21 protein-coding genes and 1 riboswitch are annotated in these 19,184 nt (G+C 71.5%); of the genes, 13 read left to right on the top strand and 8 right to left on the bottom strand.

Features of this window, described 5'->3' with window-relative positions:
• Window positions 1-77 precede the first annotated feature (77 nt).
• The 5 genes from J2Y46_RS10130 to J2Y46_RS10110 all read right to left on the bottom strand — a co-directional run bounded on the left by J2Y46_RS10130 (window position 78) and on the right by J2Y46_RS10110 (window position 4,442).
• Window positions 78-398, bottom strand: a complete 321-nt coding sequence (locus tag J2Y46_RS10130; protein WP_310242055.1) for a multidrug efflux SMR transporter — start codon at window positions 396-398, stop codon at window positions 78-80.
• 9 nt (window positions 399-407) lie between these two features.
• A riboswitch (guanidine-III (ykkC-III) riboswitch) is annotated at window positions 408-472 on the bottom strand.
• 57 nt (window positions 473-529) lie between these two features.
• Complete coding sequence (locus tag J2Y46_RS10125) at window positions 530-1,411, bottom strand: CPBP family intramembrane glutamic endopeptidase (RefSeq protein WP_045297480.1); 882 nt, start codon at window positions 1,409-1,411, stop codon at window positions 530-532.
• Window positions 1,412-1,446: 35 nt separating this feature from the next.
• Window positions 1,447-2,661: an MFS transporter gene (locus J2Y46_RS10120; protein ID WP_396653174.1), complete on the bottom strand. Its 1,215-nt coding sequence runs from the start codon at window positions 2,659-2,661 to the stop codon at window positions 1,447-1,449.
• Between the two features lie 155 nt (window positions 2,662-2,816).
• A complete protein-coding gene (trmB, locus tag J2Y46_RS10115) occupies window positions 2,817-3,482 on the bottom strand; it encodes a tRNA (guanosine(46)-N7)-methyltransferase TrmB (RefSeq protein ID WP_396653173.1) in 666 nt (221 codons plus the stop codon).
• Between the two features lie 117 nt (window positions 3,483-3,599).
• The gene (locus J2Y46_RS10110) at window positions 3,600-4,442 is read right to left on the bottom strand and encodes a DUF3097 family protein (protein WP_310242053.1); all 843 of its coding nucleotides are present in this window, start codon (window positions 4,440-4,442) and stop codon (window positions 3,600-3,602) included.
• A gap of 184 nt (window positions 4,443-4,626) precedes the next feature.
• Here J2Y46_RS10110 and J2Y46_RS10105 point away from each other — a divergent pair, with 184 nt between their 5' ends.
• From J2Y46_RS10105 to J2Y46_RS10090, 4 genes are all read left to right on the top strand, one after another.
• Window positions 4,627-6,654: a TPM domain-containing protein gene (locus J2Y46_RS10105; protein WP_310242051.1), complete on the top strand. Its 2,028-nt coding sequence runs from the start codon at window positions 4,627-4,629 to the stop codon at window positions 6,652-6,654.
• A 99-nt stretch (window positions 6,655-6,753) separates the two neighbouring features.
• Window positions 6,754-7,491, top strand: a complete 738-nt coding sequence (locus J2Y46_RS10100; RefSeq protein WP_045297474.1) for a PspA/IM30 family protein — start codon at window positions 6,754-6,756, stop codon at window positions 7,489-7,491.
• 154 nt (window positions 7,492-7,645) lie between these two features.
• A complete protein-coding gene (locus J2Y46_RS10095) occupies window positions 7,646-8,482 on the top strand; it encodes an arginase family protein (RefSeq protein WP_045297473.1) in 837 nt (278 codons plus the stop codon).
• Window positions 8,479-8,937 (top strand): Fe-S oxidoreductase, encoded by a 459-nt coding sequence (locus tag J2Y46_RS10090; RefSeq protein ID WP_211255865.1) that lies wholly within the window; start codon window positions 8,479-8,481, stop codon window positions 8,935-8,937. Before J2Y46_RS10095 ends, J2Y46_RS10090 begins: the two co-directional genes overlap by 4 nt.
• Window positions 8,938-9,082: 145 nt before the next feature.
• On the opposite strand, the gene J2Y46_RS10085 is transcribed toward J2Y46_RS10090, so the two are convergent.
• The 3 genes from J2Y46_RS10085 to J2Y46_RS10075 form a co-directional block, all read right to left on the bottom strand.
• A complete protein-coding gene (locus J2Y46_RS10085; RefSeq protein ID WP_045297472.1) occupies window positions 9,083-9,559 on the bottom strand; it encodes an SIP domain-containing protein in 477 nt (158 codons plus the stop codon).
• Window positions 9,560-9,632: 73 nt separating this feature from the next.
• On the bottom strand, window positions 9,633-10,388 hold the full coding sequence (locus tag J2Y46_RS10080; protein ID WP_045297471.1) for a tyrosine-protein phosphatase: 756 nt from the start codon (window positions 10,386-10,388) through the stop codon (window positions 9,633-9,635).
• Window positions 10,385-10,894, bottom strand: coding sequence for a carboxymuconolactone decarboxylase family protein (locus J2Y46_RS10075; protein ID WP_045297469.1), 510 nt, complete (start codon window positions 10,892-10,894; stop codon window positions 10,385-10,387). The genes J2Y46_RS10080 and J2Y46_RS10075 overlap by 4 nt, the downstream gene beginning before the upstream one ends.
• A gap of 67 nt (window positions 10,895-10,961) precedes the next feature.
• Here J2Y46_RS10075 and J2Y46_RS10070 point away from each other — a divergent pair, with 67 nt between their 5' ends.
• From J2Y46_RS10070 to J2Y46_RS10030, 9 genes are all read left to right on the top strand, one after another.
• Window positions 10,962-11,912: an alpha/beta fold hydrolase gene (locus J2Y46_RS10070; RefSeq protein ID WP_245619520.1), complete on the top strand. Its 951-nt coding sequence runs from the start codon at window positions 10,962-10,964 to the stop codon at window positions 11,910-11,912.
• A gap of 167 nt (window positions 11,913-12,079) precedes the next feature.
• Window positions 12,080-13,594, top strand: a complete 1,515-nt coding sequence (locus J2Y46_RS10065; RefSeq protein WP_045297468.1) for an ABC transporter substrate-binding protein — start codon at window positions 12,080-12,082, stop codon at window positions 13,592-13,594.
• Window positions 13,591-14,541 carry an ABC transporter permease gene (locus tag J2Y46_RS10060; RefSeq protein WP_045297466.1) on the top strand — a complete coding sequence of 317 codons (951 nt, stop codon included), beginning with the start codon at window positions 13,591-13,593 and terminating at the stop codon, window positions 14,539-14,541. Before J2Y46_RS10065 ends, J2Y46_RS10060 begins: the two co-directional genes overlap by 4 nt.
• Complete coding sequence (locus tag J2Y46_RS10055) at window positions 14,538-15,440, top strand: ABC transporter permease (RefSeq protein WP_045297465.1); 903 nt, start codon at window positions 14,538-14,540, stop codon at window positions 15,438-15,440. Before J2Y46_RS10060 ends, J2Y46_RS10055 begins: the two co-directional genes overlap by 4 nt.
• The gene (locus J2Y46_RS10050) at window positions 15,437-16,225 is read left to right on the top strand and encodes an ABC transporter ATP-binding protein (protein ID WP_045297464.1); all 789 of its coding nucleotides are present in this window, start codon (window positions 15,437-15,439) and stop codon (window positions 16,223-16,225) included. Before J2Y46_RS10055 ends, J2Y46_RS10050 begins: the two co-directional genes overlap by 4 nt.
• 41 nt (window positions 16,226-16,266) lie before the next feature.
• Window positions 16,267-17,016: an ABC transporter ATP-binding protein gene (locus tag J2Y46_RS10045; RefSeq protein ID WP_045297555.1), complete on the top strand. Its 750-nt coding sequence runs from the start codon at window positions 16,267-16,269 to the stop codon at window positions 17,014-17,016.
• 233 nt (window positions 17,017-17,249) lie between these two features.
• Window positions 17,250-17,693 carry a hypothetical protein gene (locus J2Y46_RS10040; RefSeq protein ID WP_052676697.1) on the top strand — a complete coding sequence of 148 codons (444 nt, stop codon included), beginning with the start codon at window positions 17,250-17,252 and terminating at the stop codon, window positions 17,691-17,693.
• Between the two features lie 19 nt (window positions 17,694-17,712).
• A complete protein-coding gene (locus J2Y46_RS10035; RefSeq protein WP_045297463.1) occupies window positions 17,713-18,783 on the top strand; it encodes a M4 family metallopeptidase in 1,071 nt (356 codons plus the stop codon).
• A complete protein-coding gene (locus J2Y46_RS10030; RefSeq protein ID WP_045297461.1) occupies window positions 18,761-19,183 on the top strand; it encodes a protealysin inhibitor emfourin in 423 nt (140 codons plus the stop codon). The genes J2Y46_RS10035 and J2Y46_RS10030 overlap by 23 nt, the downstream gene beginning before the upstream one ends.
• Window position 19,184 lies beyond the last annotated feature (1 nt).

Raw genomic sequence — 19,184 nt, 5'->3', positions numbered from 1 at the left:
TCTCATGATCGAGGCCGACCAGGACGGATGCCGCGACCCGGCGCGGTCGCCGGATCGCGGCATCCGGTGCCCGGAGGTCACTCGTGGCCGACGAGCTTCAAGCCGACGACGCAGCCTACGAGGCCGAGGATGAGAAGCATCTTGACGAGCGAGAACGCCTCGTCGCCGGTGATCATGGCGTAGGCGACGGTCAGCGAAGCGCCGATGCCGACCCACACCGCGTACGCGGTGCCGGTGGAGATGTCGCGCATCGCCCAGGCGAGTCCGCCCATGCTGGCGATGAGCGCGACCCCGAAGATCACCGACGGCCAGAGCTTCGTGAAGCCCTCGGTCTTGCCGAGCGCGGTGGCCCACACGGCCTCGAGGATGCCGGAAACGACGAGGATGACCCACGACATGGCTGCGCTCCTGGCCAGTCTTGTCGCGTACCGGGTACTGATCCGTCGTCCGGGGATCCGGTCGGGGATCCGTCGACCACCTTAGCCGCGCGCCCTGGGCAGGGCCTGGGCAGGGATCCGTCCCGCCGGGCTCAGACGAGGAAGAGCCGATCGAGCGTCCCCGGGTTGTGCGCGTGGACGAGCACGAGGAAGACGACAGCGTCGAACAGCAGGTGCACCGTGACGACGTACGCGAGCGAACGCGTCTTCATGAAGATGAAGCCCTGCAGCAGCGCGAACGGGATGGTGAGCACCGGACCCCATGCCTGGTAGCCGAGCTCCCACAGGAACGAGACGAACACCACCGACTGCAGGATGTTCGCCTGCCAGAACGGGAAGTGCCGCCGCAGCAGCGCGAAGCAGGTGCAGATGAAGAACAGCTCGTCCCAGATGCCCACCGCGCCGACGCCGACGAACAGGCGTGCGATGAGCTCCGGGGTGTCGACCACCGGCCAGTTGAGGTAGACGCCCGACGTGATGAAGTAGAACGGCAGGATCAGCCAGCCGAGCAGCAGCACGGCGACGAGCCACGTCCACTGGAACCTCGTCCACCGTCCACCGCCGCGCCACGGGAAGCGGATGGCACGGTCCCGGTACGCCCACCGTGAGATCACGTACGGCACCGCGACAGCGCCGCCGAGGGCGATCGCGAACCGCAGGATGGCGAGGTTGTCGAGCTCCGCCTTGAGCGGGATCGCGCTCACGATGAGCAGTCCCACGGCGATGAGCGAGAGGTCGCGCACCAGCGACGGCCGGCGGATGCTGGAGTCCGAGGCGGCAGGCCGGGTCGAAGCATCCGCCCGCTCGGTCACCGACGCGATCGCGAGACCCGCCGCCAGCAGCACCCACCCGAGCCACGGCACGCGCACGACGAAGAACGCCGGCGCGGCGAGGCAGACGAGGAGAGCGGGCGCCAGAGACCAGGACCACGTGCGGACGGCCGGCGCGGGCGGGGCGTCGGGATGTGCGGGCATGCTCGGCGGCTCCGGTCGGTTCGGTTCGGACGGGGTCAGTGGTCGAGGGGGTGCTCGATCTCATCCTTCGCCATGCGCGCGACGACGTACGCGAGCGCGCCGAGGATCAGCGGCATCACACCGGCCGCGATGAAGATCGCCTCGATCGGCACCACCTCGGCGAGGGGTCCGGCGAGCGCCATCGACAGCGGCATGAGCGCGAGGGACACGAAGAAGTCGAGGCTCGAGATGCGCCCGAGCATGTGGCGGGGCACACGACGCTGCAGGAGCGTCCCCCAGATGACGTTGCCGTAGCTGAAGCCGAAGCCCACGACGAACAGGCACAGCGCCATGAGCCAGTACTCGTGGGTGATGCCGACGATCGCGAACGGCAGCGTGCTGACGCCCCACACGCCCATCATCACCGTGAGGTACCGGCGTGGGAGCTTCATCGACGACACAACGATCGAGCCGAGAACGCCGCCGATGCCGTAGATCGCGAGGAGGAAGCCGAACAGGCGCGGATCCTCCCCGACGCGGTCTCGTGTGACGAAGGGCAGCAGCACCTCCTCGGGACCGATGAACACGAGCACCCATCCGGTCGCGAACAGCAGCGTCCACAGCAGCCACGGCGTGCGGATCGTGAAGCCCACGGCCTCGCGGAGGTCGTGGAGCACTCCTCGCACGCCCTCGGGTGCCTCGCGCTGCTCACCCGGCGCGGCGGGGGGCTCGGGGCGCACGAAGAGGAGCAGCACGAACGCCAGCGCGTGCGCCGCCACCACGCCCCACGCGGCGTGCGCCGGTGCGAGCACCGCGGCGACGATGACACCCGCCGCCGCCGGACCCGCGGCCTGCTGCAGCGCGGGCCTGATGGCGCCCTCGAGGCCGTTCGCGGCGAGAAGCTGTGCGGGCGGGAGGATGCGCGGAAGGATCGCGCTGTACGCCGGGAAGAAGAAGCCCGCCCCCGCGCCCAGCGCGAAGGCCACGATCGCGAGGTGCGGGATCGTCACGACGCCGAACGACCCGGCGACCGCGACCGACGTGATCGCGAGCAGGTTCACCAGTTCGACGAGGCGCAGCAGGAGCCGGCGCGGCACCCGATCGGCCGCGATGCCGCCCGGGATCGCGCACGCCAGCAGACCGACGGCGTTCGCCGCGGCGACGGCCGAGAGCTCGACCGGACCGCCGCCCGCGCCGATGACCGTGTAGACCATGACGACGGCCCACATCCCCGCGCCGAAGATCGACAGCACGACGGCGCCGAACAGCATCCGGAAGTCGCGGTGACCGAGCGGGCGCACGAAGCGCCAAGCGTCGCGCTGCGTCACGGGGGTCGCCGCGTCGAGCTCGGCATGAGGCTCACGCGCGGGCTCGGGCGCCGGTCCCGGCAGCGGGACCGGGCCGGTGAGGGGTCCGGTGGGTCCGCTCATGACCTCGCGACGCGGCGGTACGACAGATCTCGGATGTCGCGTCCCACGCGCGCGCCCTTGCGCTCGAACGCCGTGAGCACGCGGCCGTCGAAGCGCGGGGCCCACTCCCCCTCGAAAGTCGCCTGGAAGTCAGCGGCGACCGACAGGACCTCACGCATCTGCAGCGCGTAGTCCTCCCAGTCGGTCGCGAGGCGCAGCGTCCCGCCGTCCTTCAGCACCCGTGCAGCGATCGCGCCGAAGCCCGCGGCGACGAGGCGCCTCTTGGTGTGCTTCTTCTTGTGCCACGGGTCGGGGAAGAAGATCCAGAGCTCGTCGACGGATGCCTCGGGCAGCAGGTGCTGCAGCACCTCGGGCGCATTCGCCTCGACGAGGCGGAGGTTCCGCGCCCCGGCGCGGTCGGCGTCGAGCATGGTGCGGGCGAGCCCGGCGCGGAACACCTCGATCGCGAGGAAGTCCGTGTCGGGGCGCGACGTCGCGGCGTGCACGATCGCGTGCCCCTGCCCCGACCCGATCTCGACGACGAGCGGCGCGTCGCGGCCCCACACCGTGGCGGGATCGATCTCCGAGTCCGGCAGGATGCTGGTGGCCGCACGGTCGCGGGGCACCTCGATGACGTACCGCGGGGCGAGCTCGCTCCACGCGCGCTCCTGGGCGTCCGACATCCGGCCGCTGCGCCGGACGAACGACACCGGCTTCTCACGGAAGGTGCGGGGTTCGGGCGCAGGCGTGGCAGGGTTCGTCACCCCTCCAGGCTACCCAGGGGCAGAGACGCCGACGGCCTACCTCGGGACGGTGACGAAGTCGATGAGCTCCTCGACGCGGCCCAGGAACGCGGGCTCGAGGTCGCGGTAGGTCCTCACCGACGCGAGGATGCGCTGCCAGGCGCGGGCGATGTCGGCCTGATCGCGCGCGGGCCAGCCGAGTGCTCGGCACACGCCCACCTTGAACTCGATGCCGCGCGGCACGTCGGGCCAGCGCTCGATGCCGACGGCCCGCGGGGTGACGCACTGCCACACGTCGATCCAGGGGTGCCCCACGATGAGCACGTGCTTCCCGTGGCGGCCGCGCGCGATCGCGTCGGCGATGCGCGATTCCTTCGAGCCGGGCACGAGGTGGTCGACGAGCACCCCGTAGCGGCGCTCGGCCGACGGCGGCTCCTCGTCGAGCGCGGCGTCGAGCAGATCGATGCCCTGCAGGAACTCGACGACGACGCCCTCCTCCCGGAGGTCGTCACCCCACACCTTCTCGACGAGCTCGGCATCGTGGCGACCCTCGACGAGGATGCGGCTGGCACGCGCGACGCGGGCGCGCGAGTCTGCGGTCGCGAACGAGCCCGACGCGGTGCGCTTCTGCCCGGTGGGCGCCGCGGCGGGTGCGGGCGGACCGAGCACGACGTCCTTGCCGTCGATGAGGAAGCCCGCCCCGAGCGGGAACAGCCGGCGGCGGCCGAGGCGGTCCTCGAGCTCGACCATGCCACCCGACGCGGCGACGACGGCGCCGCAGAAGCCGTCATCTGCGACCTCCACGACGAGATCGCGGGATGCCGCCACCCGCGGCAGCTCCCGCACCCCGTGGCCCTTCCAGCCTGTGGCCAGCACATCGGCGCCGTAGCGATCGTCCATGGTCCTCCTCCGGACCGGCAAGGCTACCCGCCGACCCGCTCCCAGTGCGGGAGCGACCCGCATCGACGGCTCGTTCGTGCGTTCTCGGCGAACACTCAACCGGCGTCCGGGCCGTGGGCTATCGTCGTATCCCCGCGGCTGAATAGACTCGCGGGAGGGGAACACGAGTCCCGGAGGGGGATCGATGCGACTGCGTTGGGCGGCAGCGCTGGCGTCCGCTGCGGTGGTCGCGGTCACGGCGATCGGCGGTGGGGCGGCGCTCGCGACTCCGCCGGTCACGCTCGGCTCGAGCGCGGAGTACGTGCTCGACGAGTCGGGGGTGCTCTCGTCCGGGCAGCGTTCGGAGGCGCAGTCGCGACTCGAACAGCTCAAGTCCGACACCGGACTCGATCTCTGGGTCGTCTACGTCGACGAGTTCACCGACCCGGCAAGCGCCGCCGACTGGGCGAACCAGACCGCCGACGACAACAACCTCGGCGTCAGCCAGTACCTGCTCGCCGTCGCGACCCAGGGCCGCGCGTACTACCTGTCTGGCGATCCGACCGGCCCCGTCAGCGACGAGCAGCTCGCGACCATCGAGCAGGAGCAGGTCCAGCCCGCCCTCGCCCGGGACGACTGGCTGGGAGCGATCGATGCGGCCGCCGACGGCCTGACCGACGCCGTCGCCGGCGCTCCTGCCACCGACTCCGGCGGCAGCGGGTGGTTCACGTGGCTGCTCGTCATCGTCGTCGTCGCCGTCGGCATCGTGCTGCTGGTGATGTTCCTTCGCCGGCGCAAGAAGGGCGCGGTGACCGCCGGACCGGCAGGTCCGCCGCAGCCGAGCATCGAGGAACTCGAGCGGCGCGCGTCGTCGCTGCTCGTCGAGACCGACGACGCCATCAAGACGAGCAGGCAGGAGCTCGGCTTCGCGAAGGCGCAGTTCGGAGACGCCTCGACGACCGAGTTCGAGGCGGCCCTCGCGACCGCGCAGCAGAGCCTGGACGAGGCGTTCGAGCTCAAGCAGAAACTCGACGATCACATCCCCGACTCCGAGCAGGACACCCGCGCCTGGAACGAGCGGATCATCGCGCTGTGCGAGGCCTCCAACGCGCTCCTCGACGAGAAGGCGGCCGCCTTCGACGAGCTGCGCAAGCTCGAGCAGAACGCCCCTGAGGCGCTCGCGCGCGTGCACGACGCGAAGGCGAAGGCCGAGGCATCCCTCGACCAGGCGACCTCCCGGCTGCAGAGCCTGCAGACGGCGTACGCGCCCGAGGCGCTCGCGACCGTCGTCGACAACCCCGAGCAGGCACGGCAGCGCCTCGCGTTCGCCGACGAGCAGCTCACCGCCGCGCAGGCCGCCATCGGCGCGGGCGACGGCGGGGAGGCCGCGGTCGGGATCCGCGCCGCCGAAGAGGCGGTCGGCCAGGCGACGCTGCTCGAGAACGCCATCGACAAGCTCCACTCCGATCTCGCCGAGGGCGAGCGCAACGCCACCGCCCTCGTCGCCGAGCTCGAATCCGACATCGCGGCAGCATCGGCCCTCCCCGACGCCGACGGGCGGATCGCGGGCGTCATCGCGTCGACGCGCCAGCAGCTCGACGCCGCGCGCGCCCAGCTCAGCGGCACCGCCAAGCGCCCGCTCGCGGCGCTCCAGAGCCTCGAATCGGCCAACACGCAGATCGACACGCTCGTGCAGGGCGTCCGTGATGCCGCGGCCCAGGCTGAGCGCGCACGCCAGATGGTCGGCCAGGTGATGATGCAGGCGCAGGCGCAGGTCTCGGCGGCCGAGGACTACATCACCGCGCGACGCGGCGCGGTCGGCGCCCAGGCGCGCACCCGCCTCGCCGAGGCCGGAGCCTCCCTCGCCCGCGCCCAGGCGCTGCAGGCGAGCGACCCGCAGCAGGCGATGCAGCAGGCGCAGCGTGCCGACCAGCTCGCCGGGCAGGCGATCCAGCTCGCGCAGAACGACGTCGGCGCGTTCGACGCCGGCTCGGGCGGCATGTTCGGCGGAGGCCAGCAGGGCGGCCAGTCCGGCGGGGGCATGCTCGGCGCCGTCCTCGGCGGCATCGTGCTGAACTCCGTGCTGAGCGGCGGCCGCTCCTCGGGAGGCATGGGCGGCGGACTCGGCGGCATGCTGGGCGGCGGTGGCCCTGGCCGCTCGTCGGGCGGCATGCGACCCGGTAGCTTCGGAGGCGGGGGCACGCGCGCGCGCCGAGGAGGTGGCCGCTTCTGACCCGAAATCGCCCGGCCGCCCGAGGGCAGCAGGCCGCGGCATCCGTCTCCAGACCAGACTCACCGACTCAGAACTGAAGTCCGATAGGAAGGAAATCCGATGGCGAAGCAGTCCATCTTCGGTCGCATCTCGACCCTCATGAAGGCGAACATCAACGCACTCCTCGACTCCGCTGAGGACCCGCAGAAGATGCTCGACCAGCTCGTGCGCGACTACACCAACTCGATCGCCGACGCCGAGTCGGCCATCGCCGAGACCATCGGCAACCTGCGCCTGCTCGAGCGCGACCACCAGGAGGACGTTCAGGCGGCCGCCGAGTGGGGCAACAAGGCCCTCGCTGCCAGCCGCAAGGCCGACGAGCTGCGCAGGACCGGCAACACCGCCGACGCCGACAAGTTCGACAACCTCGCCAAGATCGCGCTGCAGCGTCAGATCAGCGAGGAGAACGAGGCCAAGGCGATCGCGCCGACCATCGCGACGCAGAACGAGGTCGTCGACAAGCTGAAGGAGGGCCTCAATGGCATGAAGCAGAAGCTGGAGCAGCTGCGGTCCAAGCGCTCCGAGCTTCTCGCGCGTGCCAAGACCGCCGAGGCCCAGAACAAGGTCCACGACGCCGTCAAGTCGATCGACGTGCTCGACCCGACGAGCGAGCTCGGCCGGTTCGAAGACAAGGTCCGCCGCCAGGAGGCCCTCGCCGCCGGCAAGCAGGAGCTGGCCGCGTCGAGCCTCGACGCCCAGTTCAACGCCCTCGAGGACGTCGGCGAGCTGACCGAGGTCGAGGCTCGCCTCGCGGCCCTCAAGATCGGCGCGCCGACGCAGGCCGCGATCGAGAACTGAGCTCACCGCTCACCGCGAAGGGCGCCGGGTCCGCGAGGATCCGGCGCCCTTCGCCGTGTCTGCGGCGGCGCTTCCTGATCCCGGCTTCTCCGGCACCTGCTCTGTATCGGCGGTGACGGATGCCACGGGCCGCGGTCTAGGCGAAGATGAAGGGATGACGCGATACCTGGTTGTCCCGCAATGGCAGGGAAGCCCCTCCTCCCGCGCGATGCAGCTCATCGATGGCGCCCAGGCGATCGCCGGAGACCTGCCCCGGGCCTCGACCACGGTGCTGGACGTGCCGATGGAGGCCGGCGAGTCGCTGGATACGGGCATCCATCGCCTCAGCGCTCTGCAGCGCGTGCGCGGGATGGTCGCGCAGGCCCTGGACGCACACGACGTCACCGCTCCGGAGGAGGCGGTGCTCACGATCGGCGGCGACTGCGGCATCGCGCTCGCCCCGATCGCGCACGCCGCCCGCCGCGCCCCCGGACTCGCTGTGGTCTGGATCGACGCGCACCCCGATCTCAACTCGCCCGACTCCTCGCCGTCGGGCGCCTTCGCCGGCATGGTGCTGCGCGCCGTCATCGGCGACGGCGACCCGGGTCTGTCGCTGCCGGCGGGCACGGTCGCCGCCGAGCGGGTCGTCCTGGGCGGCACGCGCTCGTTCGACGACTCCGAACTCCAGGTCGTCGCCGACCTCGGCATCACCTCGCTCACCGTCGACCAGTTCGCGGCGGGCGACGCGCTCGCCGACGCGGTGCTCGCGACCGGCGCCGAGGCGGTGTACATCCACGTCGACATCGACGCGCTCGACCCCTCGGAGATCAGCGGGAACGCCCATCCCGAGCCGTTCGGCATCAGCGTGGCCGAGCTCACCGCCGCCGTCGGGCGCCTTCGCGAACGCGTGCCGCTCGTCGGCGCGTCCCTTGCCGGCTACTCACCCGCCTCGCTCGCGGCGGCGACCGACGACCTCGGCGCGATCCTGCGCGTGATCGGGGCGCTCGCGTGAGCCCCATCCCCACGCCGCCCGCCGGGTGGCGCGCCGCAGCCGAGCGCGCCGTGATCCGGGGGCGGCGCATCGACGAGGCGATTCCGGCGTTCCTCCTGGACTCGCCCATCAGTCGCGTCGGGTACTGGTACGGCTGCGCGGTGGGATGGGTCTGGGGCACCCTCTGGAGCACCGGCCGCGTCGAGAAGCGCGAGGGCCTGTGGGTATTCCGCGGCATGCCCCGCTGGACGTTCCCGCGGGGCGGCTCATGCGTCGGCGGGTGCTTCCTCACCGGCGAGGGGCGCATCACGGACGCGCTGCTGCGGCACGAGGCCGTGCACAAGCGCCAGTGGCAGCGCTACGGGCTGCTCATGCCGCTGCTCTACCTGCTGGCCGGCCGCAACCCGTTGCGCAACCGGTTCGAGATCGAGGCAGGCCTCGCCGACGGCAACTACGTGCCGCGCGGCGCGGCCTGATCGCACGAGACGACGAGGACGCGGCCGAGATGGCCCGGCCGCGTCCGCAGGGTGAGTACCGGCGCAATACCCTAGGCCGCGGGCGCCGCGGCGCGGAAGACGCGGTAGATCCGGCGGCGGAGGCCGACCACGACGGCGGGAGGCGTCAGCGCGCGGTGGCGAGGCCGTACTGCGCGGGAGTGTGGATCGCGTCCGTGCGGATGCCGAGCCCCACCAGGTGGTCGACGATGTCGGCCGTTCCGAGGTAGCCGCCCAGCAGGTGGATGCGGGTCTCGTCGTCTTCAGCGCACAGCATCTCGTCGGCCCACGCGGTGACGGCGCGCGTGAGCGCCTCACCCGAGGCGCAGCCACGGCCGGTGCCGGGCGCACCCGATCGCTGCGAGCGGTCGAGCCACGTCACGACCATGCGACTCGGCGCGGTGATCTCGGCCAGCCACGAGGCATCCGGAATCTCGATGAACACCCGGCCCGTCGAGCAGATCGGGAGGGTCGCGAGCACGGCCTCGAGCTCGGCCAGCGACGACTCGTCGGCCGTGATCAGGTGCTGGACGCGCGTGTGACGCGACGCACGGCACGCCGACGCGTTGTGCGCGGCACTCTGAGGCTGGATGTTCTGGACCATGACCCTTCCACTATAGCCGCTGACGAAGGGTTGCCTTACCTCATCACCGACCGCGAGAATGGACGCCTCGTCTTTATGCGCTGCGGCGCAGCAGCACGCGGCGCAACTCGGCGATCTCGTCGTCGGCCAGGCCGTGCGCGCGCAGGTACTCCCCCGCCGACCCGTACCGCCGGGCGACGTCGTCGAGCAGCGCGCGCATGACCGGCGCCGGAGACCTGGTCGCGAGGTCCTCGAGGTGGACGGCGTCGGGATGCATCGCGCGCAGCATCTCGACGATCTTGCGATTGCGCCGCGGCGGGAGCAGACCCTCGGTGCGGGCGTAGTCGGCGACCACGGCATCGGGGTCGACACCGGCCGCCGCGAGGGTGAGCGCGATCGTCACGCCCGTGCGGTCCTTGCCGACGGTGCAGTGCACGAGCACCGGCTGGTCGGCGAGGATGCCCCGGACCACCGCGGTGACGCCCTCGGAGGAGTCGTCGACGAGTCGGCGATACATCTCGTCGAGGCTGATGTCGTCGCGGAAGAAGGACTCCACCGATCCGAGGAACAGGGGCACCCGCTGCGTGACGACGTCGAGACCGGCGATGCGGCTCGGTTCGCGCGCGACCTCGTCGTCGGCGCGGAGGTCGATGATGCGCCGCAGGTGAAGATCCGCGAGTGCGCGCGTGCCGGCCCGATCGAGCCGGGCGAGGTTGCCCGAGCGGAACAGCACGCCGAACCGCGTGGCCGCGTCGCCCGCGCGCAGGCCGCCCACGTCGCGCAGGTTGACCGCCCCCGGTACGACGGGGTCGGCCGGTGCCGGATCGAGAGGGGGTGTGGGGACGGTCACCAGGCGGCACCCGCGGCGGCGTCCTTGTCTTCGCCGACGAGGTCGTCGCGGGGCGGCGTGCTGTACCGGCCCGCGATGGCGATCCGGTTGAACGCGTTGATCGACACGAGGATCCAGCTGAGGGCGACGTACTCCTTCTCGCTGAGCACGCCGCCGATGCGGTTGTAGACGTCGTCGGGGATCCCGTCCTCGTGGATGTAGACATACGCCTCGGCGAGCTCGAGGCCTGCCCGCTCGCGGTCGGAGAAGACGCCCGACTCGCGCCACACCGGCAGCTGCGCGATGTCGTCCGCCGTGACGCCGGCGGCGAGCGCCCGCTCGACATGCACCCGCACGCAGTAGGCGCAGCCGTTGCGCTGCGACGCGTGGATCTGCACGAGTTCCTTGAGCCGGTCGTCGATGCCGTTCTCGGCGGCGATGCCGCCCACGGTCTTCGAGAAGGCCGAGAGCGCCTGATAGGCGGGTCGCGCCGCTCGCGAGAGATGCACGCGGTGTTCTGCCGTCATGACGCCAGACTACCCAGGGCCGGCTCGGGCAGGGCCGGGCGCCGCCGCGGTGCGGCATGATGAGCGGGTGAGCGACCCCATCGACGAGTTCTCGTTCCTTCCCGAGCAGGCCGCGGAGGCCGGCATCCAGGCTCTCGTGCCCCGCGGCGAGCGCCTGTCGCTGACGCTCGCCGACGGACGCACGCTGAGCGCGCTGCGGTACACCCCGGAGGACTCGCCTGGCGCCGCCCCCGTGGTGACATTCCTCCACGGCGCGGGCCTCAACGCGCACACCTGGGACACCACGATCCTCGCGCTCGGGCTCCCCGCTCTCGCGGTCGATCTGCCCGGCCACGGGGATTCGTCGTGGCGCGACGACGCCCTCTACGTCGCGCGTGTGCTCGCCCCCGACGTCGCCGCCGGCGTCGACGCGTGGACGGACGCTCCGCAGCTCCTCGTCGGCCAGTCGCTCGGCGGGCTGACCGCCGCCGCGGTGGCGGCATCCCGACCCGATCTCGTGCGCGAGCTGGTGGTCATCGACATCACGCCGGGCCTCGACCCGAACGCCGGGGCGCAGCAGATCCGGGACTTCTTCGCCGGCCCCGCCGACTGGGCCTCGCGCGACGAACTCGTCGAGCGCGCGCTGGCCTTCGGACTCGGCGGCGGCACCCGTCGCAAGGCCGAGCGCGGCGTGTACTTCAACTCCCGCATCCGCCCCGACGGCCGGGTGGAGTGGAAGCACCACTTCGCGCGCCTCGCGAACGCGGCATCCGCCGGGCCGACGGTCCCTGAGCCTGTGGAAGGACAGGACGCCGTCGCCTCGGTGCTCGGCGAGTCCGGCTGGGAGGATCTCGCCGCCGTCGCGGCCCCGACGACCCTCCTGCGCGGCGAGCGCGGCTACGTCACCGACGACGATGCAGCGGAGTTCGCACGACGCGTGCCCGCAGCATCCGTCGCCGTCGTCGCATCGGGGCACAACGTGCAGGAGGAGATCCCGCTGGAGCTGGGGGCGCGCCTGCGCGCCATGGCCGCCGTGTGACCGTTGCGGCACCGCTCGGGAAGCATTAACACTTCTGTTGCGTTCCGAGTACGCAGTCGCCGCCCGCCTCGGCGATATCCCTAGGCTGATACCTATCCGGCAGCCCGACCCCCTGGGCAGCCCCGGAGCCCCGCACAGCACACCCGGGACCCCCCGAAAGGACCTTCATGCTCCGTCGCACCGCTCTCGCCGCAGCGTCGCTGCTGGCCGCCGGTCTGCTCGTCCTCACCGCCTGCAGCGGTGGCGGGGGCGTCGCCGCGCCCACCTCGCCCGGGGAGCCCGACCCCGACGCGTCGGTCGCGGTCCGGCTGGTGCTCGAGCCCGGCAACCTCGACATCCGCGAGACCGCAGGGTCGGCGCTGGACCAGATCCTCGTCGACAACATCTACCAGGGCCTCGTCGCCCGCACGCCCGAGCAGGACATCGTCCCCGCGCTCGCGCGCGACTGGACCGTTTCGCCCGACGGCCTCACCTACACCTTCACGCTCCGCGAGGGTGTGACGTTCCACGACGGCCAGGAGCTCACCCCGCAGGACGTCGTGTGGTCGCTCACCACGCGTCGCGACACCCCGGCATGGCGCGACGCGGCGCGTCTGGCGAACGTCACCTCGATCACGGCGGAAGGGCAGGACATCACGCTGACCCTCACCGAGCCCGACTCGAGCCTGCTGTGGAACCTCACCGGCCGCGCCGGCATCGTCCTCAAGGAGGGCGACACCGTCGACTACAAGACCAAGGCCAACGGCACGGGTCCGTTCGTGCTGACGGAATGGCGCCAGGGCGACAGCATCACCTTCGAGCGCAACGACGCCTACTGGGGCGACGCATCCGGCGCCGCCGAGGTCGTGTTCGAATACATCCCCGACAATCAGGCCGCCCTCAACGCGGCGCTCGCGGGCGAGGTGGACGTGCTGACCGGCTTCGACGCGAACCTGAAGGAGCAGGTCGAGCAGAGCGGCGACTTCGCGCTCGTGCTCGGCAAGTCGACCGACAAGGGCACGCTCGCGTTCAACCAGACCTCCGGTCCGCTGTCCGACAAGCGCGTGCGCCAGGCGATCCGCCAGGCGATCGACCACGACGCCATCATCGAAGCCCTCGCGTCGGGGCAGACCCAGTACGGTCCGATCCCCGAACTCGACCCCGGCTACGAGGACCTGTCGGACGTCGCGCCGTATGACCCGGAGGCCGCGAAGAAGCTCCTCAAGGAGGCCGGGTACGAGGAAGACCTCGAGCTCACGCTGACCATCCCGAGCTTCTACTCGACGACGATCCCGCAGATCCTCGTGTCGGATCTCGACGAGGTCGGCATCACCCTCGACGTGGACTCGGTCGACTTCACCACGTGGCTCACCGATGTCTACACGAACCACGACTACGACCTGAGCTTCGTGCTCCACACGGAGGCCCGCGACTTCGAGAACTGGGCGAACCCCGACTACTACTTCACCTACGACAACCCCGAGGTTCAGGACCTGTACGCCCAGTCGCTGGCCGCCACCGACGAGGCCGAGGCCGCCGACCTGCTGAAGCAGGCCGCCCGCATCGTGTCGGAGGACGCCGCCGCCGACTGGCTCTACAACGGGGCCTCCGTCGTCGCCGTCGGCACTAACATCGCCGGTATGCCCTCGATCAACGTGAACGAGCGCCTCAACGTCGCCGAGATCGCCAAGAGCAACGGGTGATCCGATACACGCTGACCCGATTCGCCCTGCTCCTGCTCGGGCTTCTCGTCGCCAGCGTGCTGATCTTCCTCACGCTCCGGGTGCTCCCCGGTGACATCGCGCACCTCATCGCCGGTGTGGGATCCACCCCCGAGCAGCAGGACGCCATCCGGGAGCGGCTGGGACTCGACCGCCCCCTCCCGGAGCAGTACCTGACTTGGATCGGCGGACTGTTCCGCGGCGACCTCGGCACCTCCCTGCTCACGGGCACGAGCGTCGTGGACGAGCTCGCCCAGAAGGCGGAGGTGACCGTGCCCCTCGGCATCCTGTCCCTTCTGATCGCCGTCGTGATCAGCGTGCCGCTCGGTGTCCTCTCGGCCATGCGGCGCGGGCGGGCATCGGGCACGGGACTCAGCGTCGGCGCGCAGACCCTCGCCGCGGTGCCCGTGGTGTGGGCGGGCATGATGCTCGTCGTCGTCTTCGCAGTGTGGCTCGGGTGGCTGCCCGCGCAGGGCTTCCCGAGGTCGGGGTGGAGCGACCCGTGGGCTGCGCTGCGCGCGCTCATCCTCCCCGCCCTCACGATCGGCATCGTCGAAGGCGCCATGCTGCTGCGGTTCGTGCGCAGCGCCACGCTGCAGGCGGTCGGTCAGGACTTCGTGCGCACCGCGGCCGCGAAGGGACTCACCCGCGACCAGGCGCTGATCCGCCACGGCCTGCCGGTCGTCGGGCTGTCGGTCATCACGGTGCTGGGCCTGCAGGTCGCCGGCATCATCGTCGGCGCCGTCGTCATCGAGCAGCTCTTCTCCCTCCCGGGCATCGGCCGCATGCTCGTGGCCGACGTCGCCGCGCGCGACCTGCCGAAGGTCCAGGGCGAGCTCCTCGCCCTCACCGGGTTCGTGCTCATCGTCGGCTTCGTCGTGGACCTCGTGCACCGTCTCATCGACCCCCGGCAGCGGGAGGCATCGTGAGCACGCGACGTCGTTCGCGCTGGGCGTGGCTCAGCCGACTGTGGGCGCTGTCGACAGGACGCTTCGGGCTCATCGTGGTCGCCGTCGTGGCGGTCACCGCGATCGTCGCGCGGTTCTGGACGCCGTTCGACCCGCAGAAGGTCGACATCGCCGACCGCTGGGCCCTTCCGGGCTGGCCGCACCTGCTCGGCACCGACGGATCGGGGCGCGACATCCTGAGCCTCCTGATGGCGGGCGCCCGCACCACGGTGTTCGTCGCGATCGGCGCCGGCCTCGTCGCAACCGTGATCGGCATCTCGCTCGCGGCCCTCGGCGCCCTCACCGCGCGCTGGGTGCGCGAATCCGTGGCGGTGTTCGTCGACATCCTGATCGCGTTCCCGGTGCTCATCATCGCGATGATGATCTCGGCGGTGTGGGGCGGGTCGCTCTGGGTCGTGATCTGGGCGGTCGGCATCGGCTTCGGCGTGAACATCGCCCGCGTCACGCGGCCCGAGCTGCGCCGTGTGCTGCAGAGCGACTTCGTGCTGGCCGGACGCGCCTCCGGCCTCACGCCGGCGCAGAACCTGTGGCGGCACCTCCTCCCCAACGTCGCGCCGGTGTTCATCGTGCAGCTCTCGTGGGGCATGGCGGTCGCGGTGCTCGCGGAGGCGGGCTTGTCGTACCTCGGATTCGGCGCGCCGGTGACCGAGCCGTCCTGGGGTCTGCTCCTCGCGCAACTGCAGCAGTTCATCGGCGTGCACCCGCTGTCGGTGGTGTGGCCCGGTCTCGCCATCACGATCACCGTGCTGGGGCTGAACCTGCTCGGCGACGCCCTGCGAGAAGCGACCGACCCGACACTCTCGCGCAGTCCCTTTGCGACCCGGCGCGCACGGCTGCACATCCCGGAGGTGGTCTCGTGAGCCTGGAGGTGCGGGGCCTGACGATCGACATCGGCGACCGCCGTGTCGTGGACGGCGTGTCGTTCGCCGTGCCCGACGGCGCCCGCGTGGGACTCATCGGCGAGTCGGGGTCGGGCAAGTCGCTCACCGCCCTCGCGATCCTGGGCCTCCTGCCCGACGGTGCGGCGGCGTCGGGGAGCGTGCGATGGAACGGCCGCGAGATCCTCGGCCTGCCCGACCGCGAGCTCGCAGAGATCCGCGGCGACGAGATCGGCATCGTCTTCCAGGAGCCGCGCACCGCGCTCAACCCGATCCGCACCGTCGGACGCCAGATCGCCGAGTCGATACGCATCCACGAGGGACTCTCGAAACGGGATGCTGCGGCCCGCGCGGTCGCCGAGGCATCCCGTGTCGCCCTCCCCGATCCGGACCGGATCGTGGCCCGCTACCCTCATCAGCTGTCGGGCGGCCAGCGTCAGCGCGTCGCGATCGCGATGTCACTCGCCTGCCGGCCGCGACTGCTGATCGCCGACGAGCCGACGACGGCTCTCGACGTGACCATCCAGGCCGAGATCCTCGAGCTGCTGCTGTCGCTCGCGCGCGACGACGGCATGTCCCTCGTCTTCATCACGCACGACCTCGCGGTGCTGTCGCAGATCGCGACGCACGGTGTCGTGCTCGAGCAGGGACGTGTCGTCGAGGAGGCTCCGCTGTCTCAGCTGCTGTCGGCTCCGGCATCCGTCGTCACTCAAGAGCTGCTGCGCGACGCGACGGCGACGCTGTGGCGGCCAGGGGGCGCGGAGTGAGCGTGCTGATCCGCGGCCGCGGGCTCACCCGGCGCTACCCCATGCCGAAGACGCACCTGTTCGAGAAGCAGGCGTTCACGACGGGACTCGAGGACGCGGACATCGACGTGCGCGAAGGCTCTGCGGTCGGCCTCATCGGCGAATCGGGCTCGGGCAAGTCGACGCTCGTCCGCCTCCTGCTGGCGCTCGACACGCCTTCCGCCGGCGCCCTCGAGTTCGACGGGCGACCGGTCGACGCGAGCGCCTCGGCACGGTCGCTGCACTGGCTGCGCAAGCAGACGGGAATCGTGTTCCAGGACCCGTATGCGTCGCTCGACCCGCGCATGAGCGTCGGACGCATCGTCGGCGAGCCGCTGTGGGCGCTCGGGATCGACGGCGACCGTCGCGCGCGTGTGCGCGAGGTGCTCGAGGACGTCGGCCTCGAGGCGGACATGGCCGACCGCTTCCCGCACGAGTTCTCGGGCGGCCAGCGGCAGCGCATCGCCCTCGCCCGCGCGATCGTGCACCGGCCCCGCCTGCTCGTGGGCGACGAGCCGCTGTCGGCGCTCGACGTCACGGTCCGGGCGCAGATCCTCGAACTGCTCGGCGAGCTGCGCGTGCGCGACGGCCTGACGCTCCTGATGGTGTCGCACGACATCGGCGTCGTGCAGAACCTGTGCGACGAAGTGGTCGTCATGAAGGATGGCCGCATCGTCGAGGAGGGCCCGACCGAGAAGGTGCTGCTGCAGCCCCAGGTCTCGTACACACGGCGGCTGCTGGCCTCCATCCCTGTCATCGAGAACGGCACGTAGTCGGGGAGGCCTCCCCTCGTACGGCCGCTCCCCGCTGGTGTTGCGCGCGACGAGTCCGTGGAGAAACAGTCCTGCCGATAAGGACGCCCGGTCGGGACCCGCGAGAGCTGCTCGAGAGACGGATGCCGCGACCATCGCGGAGACCGCCCCGTGATGCCGCGGCCGCTTCCTCCCCGGGGTGTGACGGGTCGTCCTTATCCCCAGGAACATCTCCGGCAGAGCAAACCGCGCGCGTGAGCCGCGATCATGGCGTCGTGATGTCCTGGCAGATGGCGATGGGGCGCGCAGGTCACGTCGCGTCCACCCGTGACCTGCGCCGCATCGGACTCTCGGACGTCGACGTGCGGATGTTCGTGTCCTACGGGCTGCTGGTGCGGGTGCGGGTCGGCTGGTACGTCACGCCGGGTGTCGACGCTGCGGTCCGGGAGGCGGTGCGTCTCGGCGGACGGCTCGCTTGTCTCAGCGCCCTGCGCCACCGTGGTGCGCCCGTGGGCGACGACGGTCGCCTGCACATCGAGCTTCCCGCCCACGCTGTGCGGCGCCCCGGCGCCGGCGACCCCTCGGCAGTGAAGGTTCATTGGACTCGCCGCCCCTCGTCAGGCGACCGTGCCACGGTCGACATCGCCGCTGCGTGGCGCGTCGCGCGCACGTGCGTCGGCACTCCACCCTGTCGGTGACGGCCAGTAGGTTCGGAGGATGAGCCCCGGAATCGTCCCGCCGTACCTGCTCGCCCGCATCGCCGCCGTGCAGGAGGAGAACTGGGCTCGGGCCGCCGACGCGGCGCACCGCACCCTCGCGGCGCCGCGAGAGTACCGTCCGGTGCTCTCCCGCCTGCGCCTGTCGATCCAGGAGCCGGGAACGCTCGTCGCCGAGGCGACGCCCGCACCCGACCGCGAGATCTCCGATGCGAAGCACCGCGAAGTGCTGCCCGGAACCCGGGTGCGCGGCGAGGACGACCCGGCGACGGGCGACGCGTCCGTCGACGAGGCGTTCGACGGGCTCGGCGCGACGTACGACTTCTGGTGGGACGCGTACGCCCGCGACAGCATCGACGGCTCCGGCAGCTCGCTGCTGGCGACCGTGCACTACGGCCGCGACTACGACAACGCGTTCTGGAACGGCGAGCGCATGGTCTTCGGCGACGGCGACGACGAGGTGTTCCGCGGGTTCACCAGGTCGCTCAGCGTGATCGCGCACGAGCTTGCGCACGGCGTGATCGAGGACGAGGGCGGCCTGCTGTACCGCGGCCAGTCCGGAGCACTCAACGAGTCGATCGCCGACGTCTTCGGCGCTCTGGCCGAGCAGCACCGCGATGGGCAGACGGTCGACGAGGCGACGTGGCTCATCGGCGAGGGGATCTTCACCGACGCCGTGCAGGGCGTGGCGCTGCGATCGCTCAAGGCCCCCGGCACAGCCTACGACGACGACGTGCTCGGCAAGGACCCGCAACCCGCACATATGCGCGACTTCGTCGAGACCCGCGACGACAACGGCGGCGTGCACATCAACTCCGGCATCCCCAACCACGCGTTCTACCTCACGGCGCAGGCGCTCGGCGGCCACGCCTGGGAGCGCGCCGGGCTCATCTGGTACCGCGCCCTGACGTCGGGGACGCTTCCGTCGACGGCCGACTTCACCACCTTCGCACGCGCCACCCTCGCAGCGGCGGCCGCGGAGTACGGTGAGGAGTCGGAGGAGGTCGACGCCGTCCGCACCGGGTGGACGGGCGTCGGCGTGATCCCGGATGACCGAGACGCCGAGTCCTGACCCGACCGCACCGCCCGCGAGGCCGCCCGCGGTCGAGGTCGATGTCGCGCGCACCGGCGGCATCGCCGGCATGACGCGACGGTGGTCGGCGCAGCCGCCCGAGGCGGAGGCATCCGAGTGGATCACGCTCATCGACCGCTGCCCGTGGAGTGAGGCGAGCGCCGCCGCAGGCGAGGACCCCGACGACGAGGTCGAAGCCGCTGCCCAGCACCGGGCGACGCGACGCCGCGAGCCGATGCCCGATGGCTTCGTGTGGTCGATCCGCGCGACGTGGTCGGGGACCGGCCCCCTCGAGGCCGAGCTGCCCGACGACGAGGTCGTGGGCGCCTGGCGCGAGCTCGTCGACGCCGTGCGCGACTGGAGCCGGCAGAGCGTCGACCCCGGTCGGTCGAGCGGCTGAC

Origin of the sequence: Microbacterium sp. BE35 (genome assembly GCF_031457705.1) — a bacterium.
GTDB lineage: Bacteria > Actinomycetota > Actinomycetes > Actinomycetales > Microbacteriaceae > Microbacterium > Microbacterium trichothecenolyticum.
This window is presented reverse-complemented; position numbering and strand designations above follow the sequence as displayed.

Excerpts from the sequence above, each read along its gene's own strand:
- J2Y46_RS10110 (WP_310242053.1), bottom strand. The coding sequence starts at position 4,442 with ATGGACGATCGCTACGGCGCCGATGTGCTGGCCACAGGCTGGAAGGGC.
- trmB (WP_396653173.1), bottom strand. The coding sequence starts at position 3,482 with ATGTCGGACGCCCAGGAGCGCGCGTGGAGCGAGCTCGCCCCGCGGTAC.
- J2Y46_RS10030 (WP_045297461.1), top strand. The coding sequence starts at position 18,761 with ATGACCGAGACGCCGAGTCCTGACCCGACCGCACCGCCCGCGAGGCCG.
- J2Y46_RS10125 (WP_045297480.1), bottom strand. The coding sequence starts at position 1,411 with ATGCCCGCACATCCCGACGCCCCGCCCGCGCCGGCCGTCCGCACGTGG.
- J2Y46_RS10085 (WP_045297472.1), bottom strand. The coding sequence starts at position 9,559 with ATGGTCCAGAACATCCAGCCTCAGAGTGCCGCGCACAACGCGTCGGCG.
- J2Y46_RS10100 (WP_045297474.1), top strand. The coding sequence starts at position 6,754 with ATGGCGAAGCAGTCCATCTTCGGTCGCATCTCGACCCTCATGAAGGCG.
- J2Y46_RS10120 (WP_396653174.1), bottom strand. The coding sequence starts at position 2,661 with ATGCTGTTCGGCGCCGTCGTGCTGTCGATCTTCGGCGCGGGGATGTGG.
- J2Y46_RS10130 (WP_310242055.1), bottom strand. The coding sequence starts at position 398 with ATGTCGTGGGTCATCCTCGTCGTTTCCGGCATCCTCGAGGCCGTGTGG.
- J2Y46_RS10065 (WP_045297468.1), top strand. The coding sequence starts at position 12,080 with ATGCTCCGTCGCACCGCTCTCGCCGCAGCGTCGCTGCTGGCCGCCGGT.
- J2Y46_RS10075 (WP_045297469.1), bottom strand. The coding sequence starts at position 10,894 with ATGACGGCAGAACACCGCGTGCATCTCTCGCGAGCGGCGCGACCCGCC.
- J2Y46_RS10095 (WP_045297473.1), top strand. The coding sequence starts at position 7,646 with ATGACGCGATACCTGGTTGTCCCGCAATGGCAGGGAAGCCCCTCCTCC.
- J2Y46_RS10045 (WP_045297555.1), top strand. The coding sequence starts at position 16,267 with ATGCCGAAGACGCACCTGTTCGAGAAGCAGGCGTTCACGACGGGACTC.
- J2Y46_RS10035 (WP_045297463.1), top strand. The coding sequence starts at position 17,713 with ATGAGCCCCGGAATCGTCCCGCCGTACCTGCTCGCCCGCATCGCCGCC.
- J2Y46_RS10105 (WP_310242051.1), top strand. The coding sequence starts at position 4,627 with ATGCGACTGCGTTGGGCGGCAGCGCTGGCGTCCGCTGCGGTGGTCGCG.